This window comes from Pseudomonas sp. HP_14 (assembly GCF_055283875.1).
The window spans coordinates 1-19,497 of sequence record NZ_JBTOQI010000021.1 but is presented as its reverse complement, the minus strand read 5'-3'; the positions used below and the strand labels follow the sequence as shown (position 1 = coordinate 19,497).

Below are 19,497 nucleotides of genomic sequence, written 5' to 3'. Positions count from 1 at the left end.
AATGAGCACAATAATTGGGATTTATGCCGACTGGGTGGGCTTATCTGGGCCCAAACGCCTTGGCTGGCTGCATGTTCGAAAGACACGGCAAAGCGAAAAGTTCGAGTACGAAAACGACCCTGCAGCGTTGAAAGATCGCGCCTTGAGCAACGTCTGGATCGATCCCGAGATTGGCCCCTTTATGGGTGCACAATACCCAGCCAATGGTCGAGACATGTTTGGAGCATTCGGCGACTCTAGCCCTGATCGCTGGGGGCGAATGCTTATGAAGCGTCGTCTGGAGCGCGATAAACGTGAAGGCTTTGCGTCACCTGAGGAACGTCTTGACGAATCAGGTTACTTATTGGGTGTGCACGACCTTTACCGGGTCGGAGCTCTTCGATACCGGCTCAATGACGAAGGCAATTTCCTCGACGATCAGAATGATGTAGCAGCTCCGCCCTTTGTTGAGCTGCGAGCACTCGAACGCGCCAGCCGTGAACTCGAGAACGACCCAGACAACCTTGCAGCAGACGGCCGTGAATGGCTCCGTATGCTGATCGCACCTGGCGGCTCACTCGGTGGTGCTCGGCCAAAAGCCAGCGTTGCCGACAATGATGGGCACTTATGGATTGCCAAATTCCCCTCCACTCGCGACACCTACGATGTGGGCGGCTGGGAGCTGGTGACCAATGCACTTGCGAAAGCCTGCGGGCTGAGAGTTGCCGTAGCGTCGGCTAAGCGCTATGCGAGCAAGGACCACTGCTTCATGGTCAAGCGCTTCGACCGTACAGCCAACAATGGCCGCCTCCATTTTGCATCCGCCATGACACTGACCGGTCACGTTGACGGTGACGACGCTGGAAGTGGTGTCAGCTACATGGAGTTGGGCGAAGTTTTGATGCGTCACGGCAGCAATCCAGACCGGGATCTGGAAGAGCTGTGGACGCGCATAGTGTTCAATATTCTGGTATCAAACACTGACGATCACCTTCGCAACCACGGATTTATCCTTGAGCCCGGTAATGGCTGGAGTCTTTCCGATGCTTACGACTTGAACCCGGTGCCACATGGCGACGGCCTGAAGCTCAATATTACCCAGCACGATAATGCGCTGGATCTTGAACTCGCCCGAGAAGTGGCTGGTTATTTTCGTGTTGGCCGGAGCCGGGCTGAAGAAATCATCGAAACTTGCATCTACGCAGTAAGCCATTGGAGAACTGTTGCTCAAGCCTTGGGGCTTTCAAAGCGCGATCAGGACTATATGGCACCGGCTTTCCCGAGGACGTGAAAGGTCTGAAAATCGTTTTGGCAAGGTCAAGATTGATTGATGAACCGAGACTCTCGCAGGACCGGCTTCAGCCGGGAGAGCATTATCCGCGACGTAGATATGCGGTGAATGTGAAGGCCCCCTCCCGGCTAAAGCCGGCCCTACGCGTAGTACTCTCAATTCCCCCCCACCGCAAAATTAGGCAGGCTCTGCACCGGCTGTGCAAACTCGTAGGGTATGGACTCCAGCGCAAGGCCCACGTTGCGCTGGACCACGAAGTGCAAGTGCGGGCCGCTGCTGTTGCCGGTATTGCCGGAGCGCGCCAGGGCGCTGCCTACGATGACATGCTGTCCTTCCTTGACGCTGACCGAGCCGCGCATCAGGTGCAGATAAACGCCCATGGTGCCGTCGTCGTGCAGGATTCGCACGAAGTTGCCGGAAGGGTTTGAGCCTTTGCCGGTCTGGTCGTTTTCGATCTTCACCACTACACCACCACGCGCAGCGATGATTGGCGTGCCTTCGGGCATGGCGATGTCCATGGCGTAGCGGCCTTTGGGGCCGTAATGGCTGTATTTACCGTTAGGCCCCTGACTCAAACGAAACGGCCCGCCTACCCATGGCAAGGGATACCGATACGCCAGACTCGTGCGCTGCGGATCACCCACAATGGAACGCAGGCTGGTTTTGTAGCTCATGGGCTTGCCGACGACTTTGGGGCTCAGGACCGTGACTCGCTCATTGCCACGCGCCGGTATCGTGCGACGAATGGTCTGGTCAGCGACGCCAAGCACGTTCTTCCCGGCAGAGATTTTCAGCTCAACCTCGACAGGCGCATACAGGTCGTTGCGCACGTACAAGCTGTCCACGCCTTTATCCCGCCTGGTGCTCAGGTGCACCTGACGCTCGATGTGCTCAACCATCCGATCCTTGAACACCACCACTGCAGCACCCGGCGTCGGGCGATCGGTAAACGAGACCACGCCGTTGGCATCAGTGAATTTGTAGATCGTCACCGCCCCGGCTGTTTGCGCAGCCAGCAACAGAGCACACAGGATCAGTAAGCGCTCAAGCATGGGATTGGTCAGCGTTGTAAAAAAGATGAGGCAAGCCTAACAGTGATTGGAGCGAATGAGGATTTGGCTGTATCAATAGCCGACAGACCGGGCGTCAAGGAAACCGCGCCAGATGTCTGATTCTGGTCATATTCCACATGGCATATTAGAAACATCAACTAAAACAACAACTGCGGGCAAACTTCCCACATGGCGAAGTAATCTTTCATACAAACACCCATCTTTTAAAAATAAAAATGACATAAAAACATATACATCGCCCAGCTGGAAAACTTGTGCGCCGCGCCTGTTATTTCTAACCTCCACTCAATACTCGCCAACTCTCTAATCATTAGCACATCCCCGCCGCGCAGTACGCAACAGGAAATTACAACTAAAACGCCTACCACTCATAAAGGTATTAACTCTTGTCTATCTTCAAAACAAAACGTGGACACTCGCTTGTCTTGTTAGCTGTCTCTGCATTATTTTCATTACCCGCCCTAGCCTTTACTGAACTCAGGATCGGGGTTGAAGCTGACGTCCCTCCCTTTGAAAGCCGCAATGCAAATGGCAAACTTGTTGGTCTGAATATTGATTTGGGAAACGCGCTTTGCAAGCGGATAGGAGTGCGTTGCGTCTGGGTTGAACAGCCCTACGCCACCAATATCGCCGCACTGCAAGCAGACAAATTCGATGTAATCATGCCCATGACACCGACGGAAATACGCAGACAGCACGTCGACTTCACCGACGTGATGTACCCCCTATCCAGCCAGTTGGTCGCTCCCAAGGAGTCGCGACTGGAGCCCACTGCAGCCAGCCTGAAAGGCAAGCGCGTCGGTGTGCTCAAGGGCACCAGCCGGGAGGCCTTCGCTCAGGCTGTATGGGCAAGCGCAGGGGTCAATGTCATAAGTTTTAACCTGAACACCGAGCTGATCCAGCAGCTTCTGGTCGGCAACCTCGACGCGACGTTACAAGACTCCATCGAAATTTCAGAAGCCCTGCTGAGCAAACCCGCAGGAAGCCAATTCGTTTTTGCCGGGCCGCCAATAGTCGATCCGATGCTGGGCAGCGGTGTTGCCATGGCAGTGCGTAAAGATGATCAAGCGCTCAAACACACACTCAATGAAGCACTTGGCGCGCTCAAAGCAGATGGCACGCAACAGGCCATCGTTGCACGTTACCTTCCGGAAAAAACTGCAGGCACACAGCCTTCCTCGTCGCTGCAATTCATCGCTGCGGGTCCGGGCAGACCGTTTTCGCAAGCAGTACAGGCCGGTGACTTTCTGTATCTATCAGGCTTGCTTGGGGATGATGCCGATGGCAAATTCCCGACCGGTACATCTGCCCAGACCGCCGCGATCATGGACAGCATGCGCGCAATCCTGAAGGACAACGGATCGTCCCTGGACAATGTTGTGAAGTGCACAGTCATCTTGGCCAATATCAAAGACTTTGCTGACATGAACAAGGTTTACGCTAGCTACTTCGCCGCTGAACGGTTCCCCGCACGCACGACTTTTGAAGCCGCCAGGCTGGTGGCGAACGCAAAGGTGGAAATAGAGTGCATGGCTTACTCCCCCTTAAAGCAGGGGAAAGCGTAAAGAACTGTGCATGGCGGCATGAAGCTTATGGGGCAATCGCGAACAAACTTGCCCCATATGTCATCTTGTCCCAGGCAATCAAGCGCCCGGTGAGAAGTGCTTCTGTACCGTGCCACGGGCGATCAGTCGGGAAATGTAATCCATTTTCTGAGCGTCTTGATCGGTGAAGCGGAAGGTCACTTGCAGCCACTCGCTGTCAGGCTTCTGTTCGAAGGCAACGATAGCGTGCAAGTAGCCGTTGAGGCGCGCCACTTCATTACTCTCACCCTGCTCCAGATCAAGCACGGCCTGCTCAAGAATCTGCGGCAGAGTATCGCTGCGGCGCACGACCAACAGCGCTTCCTTGAGGGTCAGCGCCTTGATCACACAGCTCTGAGTGCCGCTAGGCAGGCGCAGTTGGCCCTGACCACGACCTGCAGGTTCTTTCGCTGCTGTCTTCGCCGGTACCGGCGGAGCAGCGGCAATGCCGCCAAAACCCGGAGCAGCAGTAACCACAGGGCTGGCCGTCGGACGAACCACCTCAGCCTTGCCACCGGTCAGCGCACTCAGCGAGTCATTGAGCGGCGAGTTCATGCGCGACGGAGCCGTGGACATCACGGCATCGAGCTTGCCGACTTTGGCCAGGGCTTTCTTGACCTTGGTCAGCAGTTGTTCGTTGGTGAACGGCTTGCCGACAAAATCAGTCACGCCAGCCTGAATCGCCTGTACCACGTTCTCCTTGTCGCCACGGCTGGTCACCATGATGAAGGGAACGGTTTTCAGGTAATTGTCCTGCTCACGGCACCAGGTCAGCAGCTCCAAGCCAGACATTTCCGGCATTTCCCAGTCGCACAGGATCAAGTCGAACTGCTCGCGGTTCAGGGTGACCTGAGCTTTGCGACCGTTGACGGCGTCCTCGGTGTGAATACCGGGAAAATAATTGCGCAGACCTTTCTTAACCAAATCGCGAATGAACGTCGCGTCATCCACAATCAAAACACTGATCTTACTCATCGACGCTCCTGCGGGTGTGTCGCCATTGCTGGCGAACCGCGTTGATGCTGAACACACCCTATATTTCGGCAAGCATAGCGCTGGCTGATGGCCAAAGGCCAACCTGTTTGACGGCGCCAGGACATTTAATTCGCGGGCGGCTGGAATTCTCACGCCCGAGAACAAAAACGCCCAGCTGCGAGCTGGGCGTTTTTTTCGCAGGCAATCTTACTTATCGTCAGCTTTGCCCGGAACATTAGCGCTTTCGCTTGATATACCCTGGACCTCTTCTTTCATGCGTTTGAGGCCCATGTGCCGTACGTCGGTTCCGCGCACCAGATAAATGACCAGCTCGGAAATGTTACGGGCGTGATCACCAATACGCTCCAGCGAACGCAGTACCCAAATCACGTTGAGCACACGGGAGATCGAGCGCGGATCTTCCATCATGTAGGTCGCCAGCTCACGCAGGGCGGTCTTGTATTCGCGGTCGATGACTTTGTCGTACTGAGCCACGGAAAGCGCCAGCTCGGCGTCGAAGCGAGCAAACGAATCCAGAGCATCGCGCACCATGTTGCGTACCTGATCGCCAATGTGGCGAACTTCGACGTAACCACGAGGCGACTCGCCTTCTTCGCACAACTGGATGGCGCGACGAGCAATCTTGGTCGACTCATCACCGATGCGCTCCAGATCGATTACCGACTTGGAAATGCTGATGATCAGACGCAGGTCTGAAGCCGCCGGCTGGCGACGCGCCAGGATGCGCAGGCATTCTTCATCGATGTTGCGTTCCATCTGATTAATGCGATCGTCGACTTCACGAACGCGTTGGGCCAGACCGGAATCCGCTTCGATCAAGGCAGTCACAGCATCGTTGACCTGCTTCTCGACCAAACCGCCCATTTCGAGCAGATGGCTGCGTACTTCTTCAAGCTCAGCGTTGAACTGTTGCGAGATGTGATGCGTGAGGCTGTCTTTATGAATCATGCTTGGTGTCCTTGGAACGTCCGGTTAAGTGCGAAAACGCAGCGGTGCTTCAGGGTTTGAGCAGGACCTAGCCGTAACGACCGGTGATGTAATCTTCAGTCTGTTTTTTAGCCGGGTTGGTGAACATCGTGTCCGTGTCACCGAACTCGACCAGTTTGCCCATGTACATAAACGCGGTGTAATCCGAAACCCGTGCCGCCTGCTGCATGTTGTGGGTAACGATCACAATGGTGTATTTGGATTTCAGTTCGTAGATCAGCTCTTCAACTTTCAACGTCGAAATAGGGTCGAGCGCTGAACAGGGTTCGTCGAGCAGCAGGACTTCCGGCTCCACGGCGATGGTCCGGGCGATCACCAGACGTTGCTGCTGACCGCCGGAAAGGCCTAGCGCTGACTCATGCAGACGATCTTTGACTTCGTCCCACAGCGCTGCAGCCTTGAGTGCCCACTCGACAGCTTCATCGAGTACGCGCTTTTTGTTGATGCCCTGGATCCGCAAGCCATACACCACGTTTTCGTAGATGGTCTTGGGGAACGGGTTGGGCTTCTGGAACACCATGCCCACACGACGGCGCAACTCGGCGACGTCCTCACCTTTGGTGTAGATGTCGTGTCCATACAGATTGATTGCGCCCTTAACGCTGCAGCCGTCGACCAGATCGTTCATACGGTTGAACGTACGCAATAACGTCGACTTGCCGCAGCCGGACGGGCCGATGAAGGCCGTCACGCGCTGTTTCGGAATGTTCAGGCTGACATCGAACAAGGCCTGTTTGTCACCATAAAACAGGTTCAGACCCGGCACTTCGATGGCCACGGTTTCGTCGGCCAGGTGCAGGCCGGACTTGTTGCGCCCCAAGGCCGACATATTGATGCCTCGTGCCGGGTTTTCATGCTGCATGGAATTGCTCCCTACGCTAACCAAATTCATTTGAACGTCGGTAGGAGCGAACTTGTTCGCGAGGCGTCTAACCTGACACACCGCCTCGCGAGCAAGTTCGCTCCTACCAGCTCCTGGTTTGCCGCACGACAGCACGGCCACAGACCATCAACTGTCCAGCGCTTTGTATTTCTCGCGCAGGTGGTTACGAATAGCCACCGCCGACAGGTTGAGCAAGGCAATCACTAGCACCAGCAACAGCGCCGTGGCGTACACCAGGGGGCGTGCAGCTTCAACGTTAGGGCTCTGAAAGCCCACATCGTAAATATGGAACCCCAGGTGCATGATCTTCTGATCCAGATGCAGGTAAGGGTAATTGCCATTCACCGGCAGCGACGGAGCCAGTTTGACCACGCCCACCAACATCAGCGGCGCAACCTCACCGGCTGCACGCGCCACCGCCAGAATGAGGCCGGTCATCATGGCCGGGCTGGCCATGGGCAGAACGATCTTCCACAGCGTTTCGGCCTTGGTCGCACCCAGCGCCAGCGAGCCTTCGCGAATGGTGCGCGGGATACGCGCCAGCCCTTCTTCAGTCGCGACGATCACCACCGGCACCGCCAGCAATGCCAGGGTCAGCGACGCCCAGAGCAGACCCGGCGTACCAAAAGTCGGCGCGGGCAAGGCTTCGGGGAAGAACAGCTGATCAAGGGATCCGCCCAGCACATAAACGAAGAATCCCAACCCGAACACGCCATACACGATGGCAGGGACGCCCGCGAGGTTGTTGACTGCAATGCGGATCAAGCGGGTCACCGGACCTTGCCTGGCGTACTCGCGCAGATAAACCGCTGCCAGCACGCCAAACGGCGTGACGATGACGGCCATGATCAGGGTCATCATCACCGTGCCGAAAATCGCCGGGAAAATCCCGCCTTCGGTGTTGGCTTCCCGCGGGTCTTCGCTGAGGAATTCCCAGAGTTTCTTGAAATAGAAACCGACTTTGGTGATCGTGCCCATGCCGTTGGGCTGGTAAGCGTGGACGACTTTGCCCAGGCTGATTTCGACTTCTTTGCCGTTGGCGTCGCGCGCCGTCAGGCTGTCGCGATCGAACGCTTCGTGCAATGAGGTCAGACGCTCTTCGATAACCTTGTAGCGGCTGTCCAGCTCCGCGCGTTCGCTGGCCATGTCAGCCTGGGCCTGCGCATCAAGCCTGCCATCCAGCTCCAGCTTGCGGGCCTGCAAGCGCAGACGCTCGATGCCGTGGTTGATTGCACCGACATCTTTCTTTTCCAGTTGATAGAGCTCACGGGCCAGACCTTCGACACGCTTGATGCGCTCTTGCAGCGTCGGCCAGGCGGCTTCGCCTTCAGCAACGACCTTGCCGCCTTCTTTGACGTTGACCAGGTAACCATAGAAGTTGCCCCACTCGCGGCGCTCAATCGTCATCAGTTCGGGCGGCAGGCTCTGGTTGGTTATCCACTCGCCCACAACCCAAGTGAAATCACTTGGGTTGACGTCACGATTGCCCACTTTGACCAGCTCACGGGTCATGAACTCCGGGCCATCTTCCGGCACGGGCAAACCTGCGCCCTTGAGGCGGGCGCGAGGGACTTGCTCTTGCTCGACCACTTCGCCGATCAGAACATGTTTCTCCTGATTGGGTACGTCGTACTGCGCATACATCAGATCAGCCGGCCAGAAATGGCCAAGGCCGCGCACGGCGATCACTGACAACAGGCCCAGGGTCATGATGACCGCAATCGATACCGCACCCGCACTCATCCAGACGCCGGGAGCGCCTGTTTTGAACCAACTCTTGAGGGAGTTCTGTTTCACGAACTTCTACCTTCCTTAGAGAGACGAGTATTTCTTGCGCAGGCGCTGACGGATCAGCTCTGCGAGGGTGTTCATCACAAAGGTGAACATCAGCAGCACCAGTGCTGCGAGGAACAACACCCGATAGTGACTACCACCCACTTCCGACTCAGGCATCTCAACGGCCACGTTGGCCGCCAGCGTGCGCATCCCCTCAAACAGGTTCATGTCCATGATCGGCGTATTGCCGGTGGCCATGAGCACGATCATTGTTTCGCCCACCGCACGGCCCATGCCGATCATCAGTGCAGAGAAAATTCCGGGGCTCGCGGTCAGAATCACGACGCGGGTCAGGGTCTGCCAAGGCGTTGCGCCCAACGCCAGCGAGCCCAGCGTCAGGCCGCGAGGCACACTGAACACCGCATCTTCGGCAATCGAGTAAATATTCGGGATAACGGCAAAACCCATGGCAATGCCGACCACCAACGCATTGCGCTGATCGTAGGTGATGCCCAGATCGTGGGAGATCCACATGCGCATGTCACCGCCGAAGAACCAGTTTTCCAGATGCGGGCTCATGCTCAGCGAGAACCACCCAACCAGCAGGACCACAGGCAACAGGATCGCGCTTTCCCAGCCATCGGGAACCCGCAAGCGAATCGAGTCAGGCAAACGACTCCAGGTGAAACCGGCGAGCAGAATGCCGATTGGCGTCAGCAGCATCAGGCTGAACACACCCGGCAGATGCCCTTCCAGATACGGTGCCAGAAACAGCCCTGCGAAGAAGCCGAGGATCACCGTCGGCATGGCTTCCATCAGCTCGATGACCGGTTTGACCTTGCGGCGCATACCGGGTGCCATAAAGTAAGCCGTGTAGATCGCAGCCGCGACCGCCAGCGGTGCCGCCAGCAACATGGCGTAGAACGCAGCTTTTAGCGTGCCGTAAGTCAGCGGTGCCAGGCTCAGCTTGGGCTCGAAGTCACTGTTGGACGCAGTGGACTGCCAGACATACTTGGGCGCGTCGTAATTCTCGTACCAGACCTTGCCCCACAATGCACTCCACGAAACCTCCGGGTGCGGATTCTTCAGGCTCATCGGCCGCAGCACGCCGCCCTGCTCCACCATGATCTGATCAGCACGCGGTGACAGGGCAAAAATGCCCGAACCGTCAGCGACTTTTTCGACCAACAACGTGCGATGCGCAGTGCTATGGAAAACGCCGAGCTGACCCGAAGCGTCCAAAGCGATAAAACCCTTACGGCGTTGTTCAGCGGTGATTTGTGCAATGGGCGCATTGCCCATCTTGAAGTCGCGAATGTGCATGAAGCGCTGTTCGCCATCGACATCACGGGCCATGAACCACTGCGCCATGCCGCCCTTTGAGTTACCGATGATCAGCGAAATACCACCGACCAATTGCGTGCTGGCAGTGATCTCCGCGTTACCGTCTTCAAGCAGTTTGTAACGGCCATTGAGCGTGCGATCACGCAGGCTGAACACGTCGGCCTGCGCACGACCGTTGATCACATACAGCCATTGCTGACGTGGATCGATATAAATGGCTTTCACAGCCTCGGACATCTGCGGCAACTCGATGCGACTTTGCTCGCTGGTGACCTCGCCGGTCATCATGTTTTCTTCTTTCGCCAGCGACAAAACGTGCAGCTGTGTGCCGGTCGTGCCCGCAACCAACAGCTTCTCGCCGTTGGCATTGATGCTGACATGCTCAACCGCCCGCCCTTCTTCATCCAGCACCAGCGGCGCTTCGCCGTAGGGCCAGGTAATGGTCGGCGTGATGGTCTTCTGGTTGTTCGGGTAAGTGATCAGGTAGCCGTGTCTGAACGCCAGCACCTGACCATTGGACAAGCCAAGCGCAATGAGCGGCGTGCCGGGCTGGTCCTGACCGATTGACGCTACGCTCACGCCTGCGGGCAATGGCAGGCCAACCCGCTTGAGCTCTGCGCCGTCTGCGATGCTGAAAAACACAGCCTCACCCTTGTCGGAAATACGCATGCCCACCTGGTTCTGCTCTTCAACAGACAGCATCAGCGGCTTGCCAGCATCATTCAGCCAGGCAGGTTTCAGCGCGTCTTGCGTGGTCAGGCTCGCGCCTTGGAACAAAGGCGCAACGACATAGGCCAGGTAAAAGAAGATCAAGGTGATAGCCGCAAGCACGGCAAGGCCGCCAATGGCGACATACCAACGGGTCAGGCGGTCCTTGAAAGCGCGTATGCGGCGCCTGCGTTGCAGCTCAGGCGTATTGAAATCAATGCGCTTGGCAGGTGAATTCTGATTCATCGATGAATTGGCCAGATCATTCATGCGCACACCCTAGCCGCCCTGTATGACAAAAACATTACAGCGGGGTGACGCAAAAAAGCCCGCCACCTACGATCATGGCAGCGAACTGTTCAGTTAACGGTGGGCCTGATTAGAACAGATCCCACCGCAACCCGGATTATTTTGCGGTTGCTTCCAGCAGGCCCAAATCCGTCAGCGCCTTGGTCACAACTCTTGGCGGCAGCGGAATGTAACCGTCTTTCATGACCACTTCCTGACCCTGCTTCGACAGGACCAACTTGATAAACTCAGCCTCAAGAGGCGCCAGTGGTTTGTTCGGAGCCTTGTTGACGTAGACATAGAGGAAGCGTGACAGCGGATAAGTGCCGTTCAACGCGTTGGCTTCATTGTCTTCAACAAACTCGCCACCCTCTTTCTTCGCCAGCGGCACGGTGCGGACGCTGGACGTTTTGTAACCAATGCCCGAATAACCAATGCCGTTGAGCGAGCTGCTGATCGAGCTGACAACCGAAGCCGAGCCCGGCTGTTCATTCACGTTAGCCTTGAAGTCGCCTTTGCACAGTGCTTCTTCCTTGAAGTAGCCGTAAGTGCCGGACACCGAATTACGACCAAACAGCTGAATCGGCTTATTTGCCAGATCGCCGGTAATGCCGACATCGCCCCAGGTCTTGGCGTCTGCTTTGGCGCCGCACAGACGGGTAACCGAGAAGATCGCATCCACTTGCGCCATGGTCAGCCCCTTGATCGGGTTGTCCTTGTGCACAAACACCGCCAAGGCGTCGACTGCAACTGGAATGGCCGTGGGCTTGTAGCCGTATTTCTGCTCGAACGCCGACAACTCGCCGTCTTTCATCTTGCGGCTCATTGGCCCCAGGTTCGCGGTGCCTTCAGTCAATGCCGGGGGTGCAGTAGATGAGCCAGCAGCCTGAATCTGAATGTTCACGCTCGGATATTCTTTCTTATACGCCTCGGCCCACAGCGTCATAAGATTCGCCAAGGTATCGGAGCCCACACTGGACAGGTTGCCAGACACACCCGATGTCTTGACGTATGGCTTGATCGCCGGATCAACGACAGCGACCGCATGGGCAGTCGCAACGCCAGCGGCAACGAAGGTCAGTGCGGTGATCAAACGCTTTAAAGTCATACCTTGCTCCGAGCGAGGTGAAGAAATAGGTCCGTTGGCCCGAGTATCGGCCGGACGCGTGACGACTCTATGACTTAATTGTGACAATTAAATGAAAGACCGCCACCCTTTTCAGGAATGGCGGTCTTGAGTAGAGCGCGGCGTGAAGCGGAGGACTTCAGCTCAGAATGATCAGCGCTTTTTGGCGATCAGGTAGCAGCCGATCAGCATGCCCAGCACACACAGAATCGCCACATACCAGGCGGGTGCCATAGGGCTGGATTTGAGCATGAGCGTCACGACCATCGGCGTCAGGCCGCCAAAAATCGCGTAAGCCAAGTTGTAAGAGAACGACAACCCCGAGAAACGCACCACTGCCGGGAATGCCTTGACCATCACGTACGGCACTGCGCCGATGACACCAACGAACAGGCCAGTCACTGCGTACAGCGGGAACAGCCAGTCCGGATTGGCCGCCAGCGAGTGGTACATGGTCCATGAGCTGATCAGCAAACCCAGGCTGCCAAACAGGAACACACGGCCAGCGCCAATGCGGTCGGCCAGTGCACCCGAACCGATGCAGCCCAGACTCAGGAAAACGATCGCCAGGCTATTGGCCTTCAGGGCCACAGCAGCCGGGAAGCCGAAGGTCGCGCCTTGCAGGATGGTCGGAGTCATCAGAATGACCACGATGATCCCCGCCGACAGCAACCAGGTCAGCAGCATCGAGATAGCAACTGCACCGCGGTGATCACGCAACACCGACTTGAGCGGTACTTCTTCGGCCAGCGCTTTGCGCAACTGCAACTCGGCGAACACTGGAGTTTCGTGCAACCAGCGGCGCAGATAAACCGACAACAGGCCGAACACACCGCCTACCAGAAACGGGATACGCCATGCGTAGTCGGACACTTCAATAGGGGTGTAGATACTGTTGATGAGGGTCGCCATCAGGGAGCCGAGCAGAATGCCGGCCGTCAGACCACAGGTCAGTGTGCCGCAGGCATAGCCGATATGACGCGCAGGAACGTGCTCGGAGACAAACACCCAGGCGCCCGGCACTTCACCGCCGATAGCTGCACCCTGAATGACGCGCATCAGCAGCAGCAGGATCGGTGCCCACATGCCGATCTGTGCGTAGGTTGGCAGCAGACCCATGATCAGCGTCGGCACCGCCATCATGAAAATGCTCAGGGTGAACATTTTCTTGCGCCCCAGCAGGTCGCCGAAGTGCGCCATGATGATGCCGCCCAGAGGTCTGGCCAGATAACCCGCCGCGAAAATCCCGAAGGTCTGCATCATGCGCAGCCATTCAGGCATATCTGCCGGGAAAAACAGTTTGCCGACCACCGCCGCGAAGAACACGAAAATGATGAAGTCGTAGAACTCAAGCGCGCCGCCCAACGCGGACAGCGACAAGGTCTTGTAGTCGTTGCGGGTCAGCGGGCGCGAAGGCTGCGCGGTACTCGAAGGCACAGTGGACATGAACAATACTTCTCTAAGAAGGCTTCTCTTGAATAGGGTTAGCGACAGTAAAGCAGGTTACGGCGGGGTGGCCTGTAACTGCGATTGTCCGGGGCAACTGTGCGGATAGGCACCAAAATTGCGTGACACAGGCAGTCATGTCGCCTTGTCGGGTTCGGCACGATAGCAAATTGTTTCAAAAAGCACACAGCCTGATGCGTATATCGGCGAAATCAGTACTCGACGGTCGTTTCATGACGCGTCGACCGATATACTCGCAGACCGTCGGGTTACTGTCGTTGTGTGTCGGAATGTAGCGCACTAGCCTCAGTCAGTCGGGGGTGCTGTGCGAAATCAGCTGCCATTCAGCCGCTTTCGCAGAGTTTCCCCTTCAGGTGTTCCGCCTTCGCTGAACGTCTTACGTTCACGCAAATGGTTTTGAATGGCGCCTGCCAACCGCGGCAAAAATATTAAGAGTCATGGGTCAGAGGCACCCTAGGCATGATCGAGTTCGAACAAGAAGATCCAATTCCGCAAGGCGATCTCGCTTTGCAAATCACAGCACTACCCCGCGAAACCAACGGCTTCGGCGATATCTTTGGCGGCTGGCTGGTTTCCCAGATGGACCTGGCTGGTACGGCAATGGCCAGCAAGATCGCTGGCGGGCGCGTTGCCACGGTGGCTATTGATCGCATGGCGTTTCTGGTGCCGGTGGCAGTGGGCGCACAGCTGTCCTTTTATACCCAGGCACTGGAAATCGGCCGCAGCTCCATCCAGATGATGGTTGAAGTCTGGAGCGATGACCCGCTGTCCAGCGAATGGCGCAAGGTGACCGAGGCGGTGTTTGTGTTTGTGGCTATAGATGGCAGCGGGCGCACCCGGTCGGTGCCTGCTCGGCGCTGAGGCTGTGTAATTTGTATTGTAGGAGCTGCCGAAGGCTGCGAAAGGCCTACTCCTGAAACACCGCGATTCGCAGCCTTCGGCAGCTCCTACAGTGAATCACACTCCAAAGAAGGTAAGGCTGGCTGGAGAAAGGTAAACTCCCCGACCTGGACACGGTCCATTTTGTCTTAGTCTTTGTTTGAGAGTTTCTATATGCCAACGCCCCAGGTCGAATCCGTCACCATCGATGAGCTCAACTGCTGGCGCATCAGCCACGGCGATGCCGAACTGGTTGTCGCCCAGCAAGGTGCGCATATCGTCAGTTATAAGCTCGCCGGGCAGCAGCCGCTGATCTGGTCCAACCCGGACGCCTCCTTCAAAAAGGGCAAGGCGATACGCGGCGGTATGCCGATTTGCTGGCCCTGGTTTGGCAATCTTCAGCGCAACCCCGAAAGCGTGCAGGCCATGCGTCAAAGCGATGCGCCCGCCAACGCCCACGGCGAAGTACGTACCATTGACTGGGAGTTGATGGGCATGGCCGAGGATGACGACGCGCTGATCGTTGATTTCATCCAGCCCAAAACGGAAGGCAAGCTGCCAGGCTGGCCGCATAACGTAGGCCTGAAACTGAGCATTCGTCTGGACGAAGCGTTGAACGTCAGCCTCGTCAGTTACAACTCCGGCACTGAAACCGTGAGCTTCAGTCAGGCGCTGCACACCTATTTCGCCGTCAGCGACGTTCGCGAGATCAGCATCAAAGGCCTCGATGGCGTGAAATACATCGAGACGCTGGAAAACTGGGAAGAGCGCAAGCAGTCCGGCGAGCTGCAATTTACAGGTGAAACTGACCGCATTTACCTCAACACTCCGGACATGCTGAGCATCATCGACCCGCAATGGCAGCGCAAAATCCATATCTGCACCAACGGCTCCAAGTCGTCGGTGGTATGGAACCCGTGGACCGAGAAAACCAAAAGCTTCAACGATATGGCCGCTGATGGGTGGCAGGGCATGGTCTGCGTCGAAACAGCCAACGTGCTGGACGATATCGTGACCCTGGAGCCAGAGCAGATGCATGTGCTGGATGTGAGTGTCTGGGCTGAGTCTTTGTCGGAAGACTGACCCGTCTAGAGGCGAGCGCTTTGTGGAAGCCGAGCTTGCTCGCGATAAGGTTGGACTCGGTTTGGGATCGTGTGCAGCCTTATCGCGAGCAAGCTCGGCTCCCACAGCAAGCGTGAAAGCTACAAATCCGACTCAACCACTACCCGCGCTTTCTCTGCATCCATTGCATAAGCCGCATCAGCCAGATCGTTGCTAACCTTTTCAACCTTCAATTTGCCGACCACCCATAGCGGCGTGTAGATGTCTTCGATCTTCAGGCCTCTGGGGTAACGCACCAACACCAGTTGATTAGGCGGCGGTGGCGGCACGTGAATACATGCGCCCGGATACGGCACCAGGAAAAACAGGGTGCTGTGGCCCTTGGCATCCGTTTCAAGCGGTACTGGATAACCTCCAAGACGCACTTCCTTGCCGTTCATGGCCGGTACGGTCTTGGCTGAGTACATGACAGCGGGCAAACCCTTGCTTTGTTTCAAGCCACCTTTGCTGTCAAACGTCCCTTGGGCTTCCGGGGAGTTGTGATCAATTTCGGGCATGGCTTCGAGGGCTTTCTGATCGGACTTGGGCATTAGGTCCAGCCAGTCGGTTTCAGGAATTTCAGCGCGGGCCAGGCCGCAGATCAGAAGCAGGGGAATAACTAAAAGACGGCGCATCGAAAGGCTCGGCAAGAGTGGGGAGTTGAATAACTGCCCGGCATTCTAGCCCTCTGCGTGCCGGAACGCAGAGGGCCGTTGAACATCAGTCTTTCTTTTTGATCAGGCCAAAGATCACCAACAGTACGATTGCGCCAACCAATGCACCCAGGAAGCCGGCGCCTTCGCCTGCCTGATAGATGCCCAGCGCCTGACCGCCATAAGTAGCCGCCAGCGAACCGCCGATGCCCAACAGAATGGTCATGATCCAACCCATGCTGTCATCGCCGGGCTTGAGGAAGCGCGCCAGCAGGCCAACGATCAAGCCGATGAAGATGGTTCCGATAATACCCATGCCGTTTTCCCTCTCAAATAAGTGATATGCCGAAGCTTAGTCAGGCATCGGCATCACGCTATCAGAGAGGTGCGGGATTGGAATGGTTCAATCAGCAACCTTGTTGGAGCGAGGCTTGCCCGCGAATCGATCAACGCGGCGTGTCAGATGTACCGGGTTATCGCTCTTCGCGGGCAAGCCTCGCTCCAACGGCTGTTTATTTTTTGATCAATGCCTCAACCAGCTTCACCTGACGATCCAGCGTCGCGCGATCGGCGCTGCGCACGGTGGCGTGGCCCACTTTACGGCCTGCTTTGAACGCTTTGCCGTAGTGATGCAGATGGCAGTCATCAATAGCGGTCACTTTATCCACAGCTGGCACTTCACCGATGAAGTTGAGCATTGCACTCTCGCCGACCTTGGCCGTTGACCCCAGCGGCAAGCCCGCAACCGCCCGCAGGTGGTTTTCGAACTGGCTGCATTCAGCACCTTCGGTGGTCCAGTGCCCGGAGTTGTGCACGCGAGGCGCGATTTCGTTGGCTTTCAGGCCACCATCGACTTCGAAGAACTCGAAGGCCAGCACGCCGACGTAGTCGAGTTGCTTGAGCACACGACCGGCGTAATCTTCAGCCAGCGCCTGCAGTGGGTGATCGGTGCTGGCAATGGAGATACGCAGGATGCCGTTGTCGTGGGTGTTGTGCACCAACGGGTAGAAACGGGTTTCACCGTCGCGAGCACGCACGGCGATGAGCGAGACCTCACCGGTAAACGGCACGAAGCCTTCCAGCAAACAGGCCACGCTGCCCAGCTCCGCGAAAGTACCTTCGACGTCAGCTGCGGTGCGCAGGACTTTCTGCCCCTTGCCGTCGTAACCCAGGGTACGTGTCTTGAGCACTGCAGGCAGGCCGATAGCGGCGACTGCAGCATCCAGATCGGCCTGGGACTGAATGTCGGCGAACTCGGGCGTCGGAATGCCCAGGTCCTTGAACATGCTTTTTTCGAACCAGCGATCACGGGCAATGCGCAAGGCTTCGGCGCTCGGATAAACCGGCACGAACTGCGACAAGAACGCCACGGTTTCAGCAGGCACGCTTTCGAACTCGAAGGTCACCAGATCCACTTCATCAGCCAGCTGACGCAGGTGATCCTGATCGCCGTAATCGGCACGCAGATGTTCGCCCAATGCGGCTGCGCACGCGTCTGGCGCGGGGTCCAGAAAGGCGAAGTTCATCCCCAGCGGGGTTCCTGCCAGGGCCAACATGCGGCCCAGTTGGCCGCCACCGATTACACCGATCTTCATTGCAAAACCTCAGGCGTCGCGCGGGTCTGGATTGTCCAGAACGCTGTCTGTCTGCTCAGTGCGGAATTTTTTCAACACTGCGTGGAATTGTGGATGCTTGGCGCCCAGGATGCTGGCCGAAAGCAGCGCTGCGTTGATCGCACCGGCCTTGCCGATGGCGAGGGTCGCAACCGGAATACCGGCAGGCATCTGCACGATGGACAGCAACGAGTCGACGCCCGACAGCATGGAGGACTGGACCGGAACGCCCAGTACCGGCAGGTGGGTCTTGGCCGCACACATGCCCGGCAAGTGAGCAGCACCGCCAGCACCGGCGATGATCACTTCAATACCGCGTGCTTCAGCCTGTTCGGCATACTGGAACAGCAAATCCGGAGTGCGGTGCGCAGACACCACTTTCACTTCATACGGAATGCCGAGCTTTTCCAGCATATCGGCGGTGTGGCTAAGGGTGGACCAATCGGACTTGGAGCCCATGATCACGCCAACCAGTGCGCTCATCGTCGTGCCTCTCATCGGGCGCCCGCAGGCGCATCAAAAAACAAACAAGCCACGCGGGAGGACCGGCGTGGCTTGCTGTACGAATAATGACCGGTCGAGCCGGCCAAAGGCCGCGCAGTATACCCCAAAGAGAAGCGTTTAAAGCACCCCCCACGACCATCTGTCTTACAGGCTACTTGTGAGCTGTGAAGCACGTATTTGCTGACTTGCGGGTCAAGCGCCATCGGGCGTGGCAGCGCTCTCAAGCTTGCGCCACAACAACCGCACGTTGGCCTTGCGCACCAGCGCGCAGCGATACAGGCGGATCTCCAGCGGGATATGCCATTGTGAACCGCCGCATTCGACCAGTTCGCCACGGGCCAACTCGGCACGCACACTTAGCCGGGGTACCCAGGCGATGCCCAGACCTTCCAATGCCATGCTCTTCAAGCTGTCGGCCATGGCCGTTTCATAGACCGTGGTGAAACGCAGGTTTCGCTGGCGCAGCAACAAGTTCACCGAACGGCCCAGAAAGGCACCCGCGCTGTAGGCCAGAAGCGGCACGCTGCTGCCATCCTCCAGACTAAACAACGGCTGGCCGCTCTCGTCAGCCGCACAGACCGGTAGCATTTCGGTGTGGGCCAAATGCAGCGACGGGAAGATTTCCGGGTCCATTTGCAGCGCAGCGTCGGGATCGTAGAAGGCCAGCATCAGATCGCAGCCGCCTTCGCGCAATGCATGCACCGCGTCGCCAACGTTAGTGGCAACCAACCGAGTGGCGATGTTCAGGCCTTCGTTGCGCAACTGGGCAATCCAGCGTGGGAAGAAGCCCAGTGCCAGGGAGTGAGCCGCTGCAACCTGCATGACCTCGCCCTGCCCGCCTTCCAGATGATGCAAGTGACGCAGCACTTCACCCAGTTGCTCGACAACCGTTCGCGCCGTGACCAGAAACAGCTGGCCAGCCGCCGTCAGTTCGATGGGCGTGCGCGAACGATTGACCAGTGTCAGCCCCAGCGCCGCTTCAAGGCTGCGAATACGCCGACTGAAAGCCGGTTGCGTCACAAAACGCTTCTCTGCCGCCTGGGAAAAACTACGCGTAGAGGCCAGCGCACTGAAGTCTTCCAGCCATTTGCTTTCCAGATTCATGTTGTCCTCTTGTCTGCGACCCTATTTATCTGAATTGGAGTGAATTCTGTAGGAACTGCCCAGTCGCGAAGCTGACATTGGATCTGTAGGAGCGCACGAGCACCGCGAGGCCGCGATGGCGATGTATCAGACAGGACGCCAT

The 19,497-nt window shown here is 57.2% G+C and carries 17 protein-coding genes; 4 read left to right on the top strand and 13 right to left on the bottom strand.

What is annotated here, in order from left to right; translation table 11 throughout:
* Window position 1: 1 nt before the first annotated feature.
* Window positions 2–1,270: a type II toxin-antitoxin system HipA family toxin gene (locus ACYASS_RS14475; protein ID WP_463586635.1), complete on the top strand. Its 1,269-nt coding sequence runs from the start codon at window positions 2–4 to the stop codon at window positions 1,268–1,270.
* 155 nt (window positions 1,271–1,425) lie between these two features.
* Here ACYASS_RS14475 and ACYASS_RS14470 read toward each other — a convergent pair whose 3' ends face one another.
* Window positions 1,426–2,322: a peptidoglycan DD-metalloendopeptidase family protein gene (locus ACYASS_RS14470; protein WP_463586634.1), complete on the bottom strand. Its 897-nt coding sequence runs from the start codon at window positions 2,320–2,322 to the stop codon at window positions 1,426–1,428.
* A gap of 407 nt (window positions 2,323–2,729) precedes the next feature.
* Between ACYASS_RS14470 and ACYASS_RS14465 the strand changes: the two genes are divergently transcribed.
* The gene (locus tag ACYASS_RS14465; protein WP_463586633.1) at window positions 2,730–3,908 is read left to right on the top strand and encodes a transporter substrate-binding domain-containing protein; all 1,179 of its coding nucleotides are present in this window, start codon (window positions 2,730–2,732) and stop codon (window positions 3,906–3,908) included.
* 78 nt (window positions 3,909–3,986) lie between these two features.
* On the opposite strand, the gene ACYASS_RS14460 is transcribed toward ACYASS_RS14465, so the two are convergent.
* The 7 genes from ACYASS_RS14460 to ACYASS_RS14430 form a co-directional block, all read right to left on the bottom strand.
* Window positions 3,987–4,901, bottom strand: coding sequence for a response regulator (locus ACYASS_RS14460; RefSeq protein ID WP_463586632.1), 915 nt, complete (start codon window positions 4,899–4,901; stop codon window positions 3,987–3,989).
* A gap of 207 nt (window positions 4,902–5,108) precedes the next feature.
* Window positions 5,109–5,870, bottom strand: coding sequence for a phosphate signaling complex protein PhoU (phoU, locus tag ACYASS_RS14455; RefSeq protein ID WP_463586631.1), 762 nt, complete (start codon window positions 5,868–5,870; stop codon window positions 5,109–5,111).
* A gap of 67 nt (window positions 5,871–5,937) precedes the next feature.
* Complete coding sequence (gene pstB / locus ACYASS_RS14450) at window positions 5,938–6,771, bottom strand: phosphate ABC transporter ATP-binding protein PstB (RefSeq protein WP_027901941.1); 834 nt, start codon at window positions 6,769–6,771, stop codon at window positions 5,938–5,940.
* Between the two features lie 147 nt (window positions 6,772–6,918).
* A complete protein-coding gene (gene pstA, locus ACYASS_RS14445) occupies window positions 6,919–8,535 on the bottom strand; it encodes a phosphate ABC transporter permease PstA (protein ID WP_243244796.1) in 1,617 nt (538 codons plus the stop codon).
* A gap of 69 nt (window positions 8,536–8,604) precedes the next feature.
* Window positions 8,605–10,638, bottom strand: coding sequence for an ABC transporter permease subunit (locus ACYASS_RS14440; protein WP_463586654.1), 2,034 nt, complete (start codon window positions 10,636–10,638; stop codon window positions 8,605–8,607).
* A 388-nt stretch (window positions 10,639–11,026) separates the two neighbouring features.
* Window positions 11,027–12,016: a phosphate ABC transporter substrate-binding protein PstS family protein gene (locus tag ACYASS_RS14435; protein ID WP_463586630.1), complete on the bottom strand. Its 990-nt coding sequence runs from the start codon at window positions 12,014–12,016 to the stop codon at window positions 11,027–11,029.
* Between the two features lie 171 nt (window positions 12,017–12,187).
* Entirely contained in the window at window positions 12,188–13,480 is a 1,293-nt protein-coding gene (locus ACYASS_RS14430) for an MFS transporter (protein ID WP_122667127.1), read from the bottom strand.
* A gap of 480 nt (window positions 13,481–13,960) precedes the next feature.
* Between ACYASS_RS14430 and ACYASS_RS14425 the strand changes: the two genes are divergently transcribed.
* Entirely contained in the window at window positions 13,961–14,362 is a 402-nt protein-coding gene (locus tag ACYASS_RS14425) for an acyl-CoA thioesterase (protein WP_027901946.1), read from the top strand.
* A 192-nt stretch (window positions 14,363–14,554) separates the two neighbouring features.
* Window positions 14,555–15,463: a D-hexose-6-phosphate mutarotase gene (locus ACYASS_RS14420; RefSeq protein ID WP_243244741.1), complete on the top strand. Its 909-nt coding sequence runs from the start codon at window positions 14,555–14,557 to the stop codon at window positions 15,461–15,463.
* 119 nt (window positions 15,464–15,582) lie between these two features.
* Here the strand turns inward: ACYASS_RS14420 and ACYASS_RS14415 are convergent, their stop codons facing one another.
* The 5 genes from ACYASS_RS14415 to ACYASS_RS14395 form a co-directional block, all read right to left on the bottom strand.
* Window positions 15,583–16,116: a DUF3299 domain-containing protein gene (locus ACYASS_RS14415; RefSeq protein WP_463586629.1), complete on the bottom strand. Its 534-nt coding sequence runs from the start codon at window positions 16,114–16,116 to the stop codon at window positions 15,583–15,585.
* Between the two features lie 85 nt (window positions 16,117–16,201).
* Window positions 16,202–16,450 carry a GlsB/YeaQ/YmgE family stress response membrane protein gene (locus ACYASS_RS14410; RefSeq protein WP_243244739.1) on the bottom strand — a complete coding sequence of 83 codons (249 nt, stop codon included), beginning with the start codon at window positions 16,448–16,450 and terminating at the stop codon, window positions 16,202–16,204.
* 196 nt (window positions 16,451–16,646) lie between these two features.
* Window positions 16,647–17,729: a 5-(carboxyamino)imidazole ribonucleotide synthase gene (locus ACYASS_RS14405; protein ID WP_187520447.1), complete on the bottom strand. Its 1,083-nt coding sequence runs from the start codon at window positions 17,727–17,729 to the stop codon at window positions 16,647–16,649.
* 9 nt (window positions 17,730–17,738) lie between these two features.
* Complete coding sequence (gene purE, locus ACYASS_RS14400; RefSeq protein ID WP_027902272.1) at window positions 17,739–18,230, bottom strand: 5-(carboxyamino)imidazole ribonucleotide mutase; 492 nt, start codon at window positions 18,228–18,230, stop codon at window positions 17,739–17,741.
* A gap of 213 nt (window positions 18,231–18,443) precedes the next feature.
* Window positions 18,444–19,355, bottom strand: coding sequence for a LysR substrate-binding domain-containing protein (locus ACYASS_RS14395; RefSeq protein WP_243244737.1), 912 nt, complete (start codon window positions 19,353–19,355; stop codon window positions 18,444–18,446).
* Window positions 19,356–19,497 lie beyond the last annotated feature (142 nt).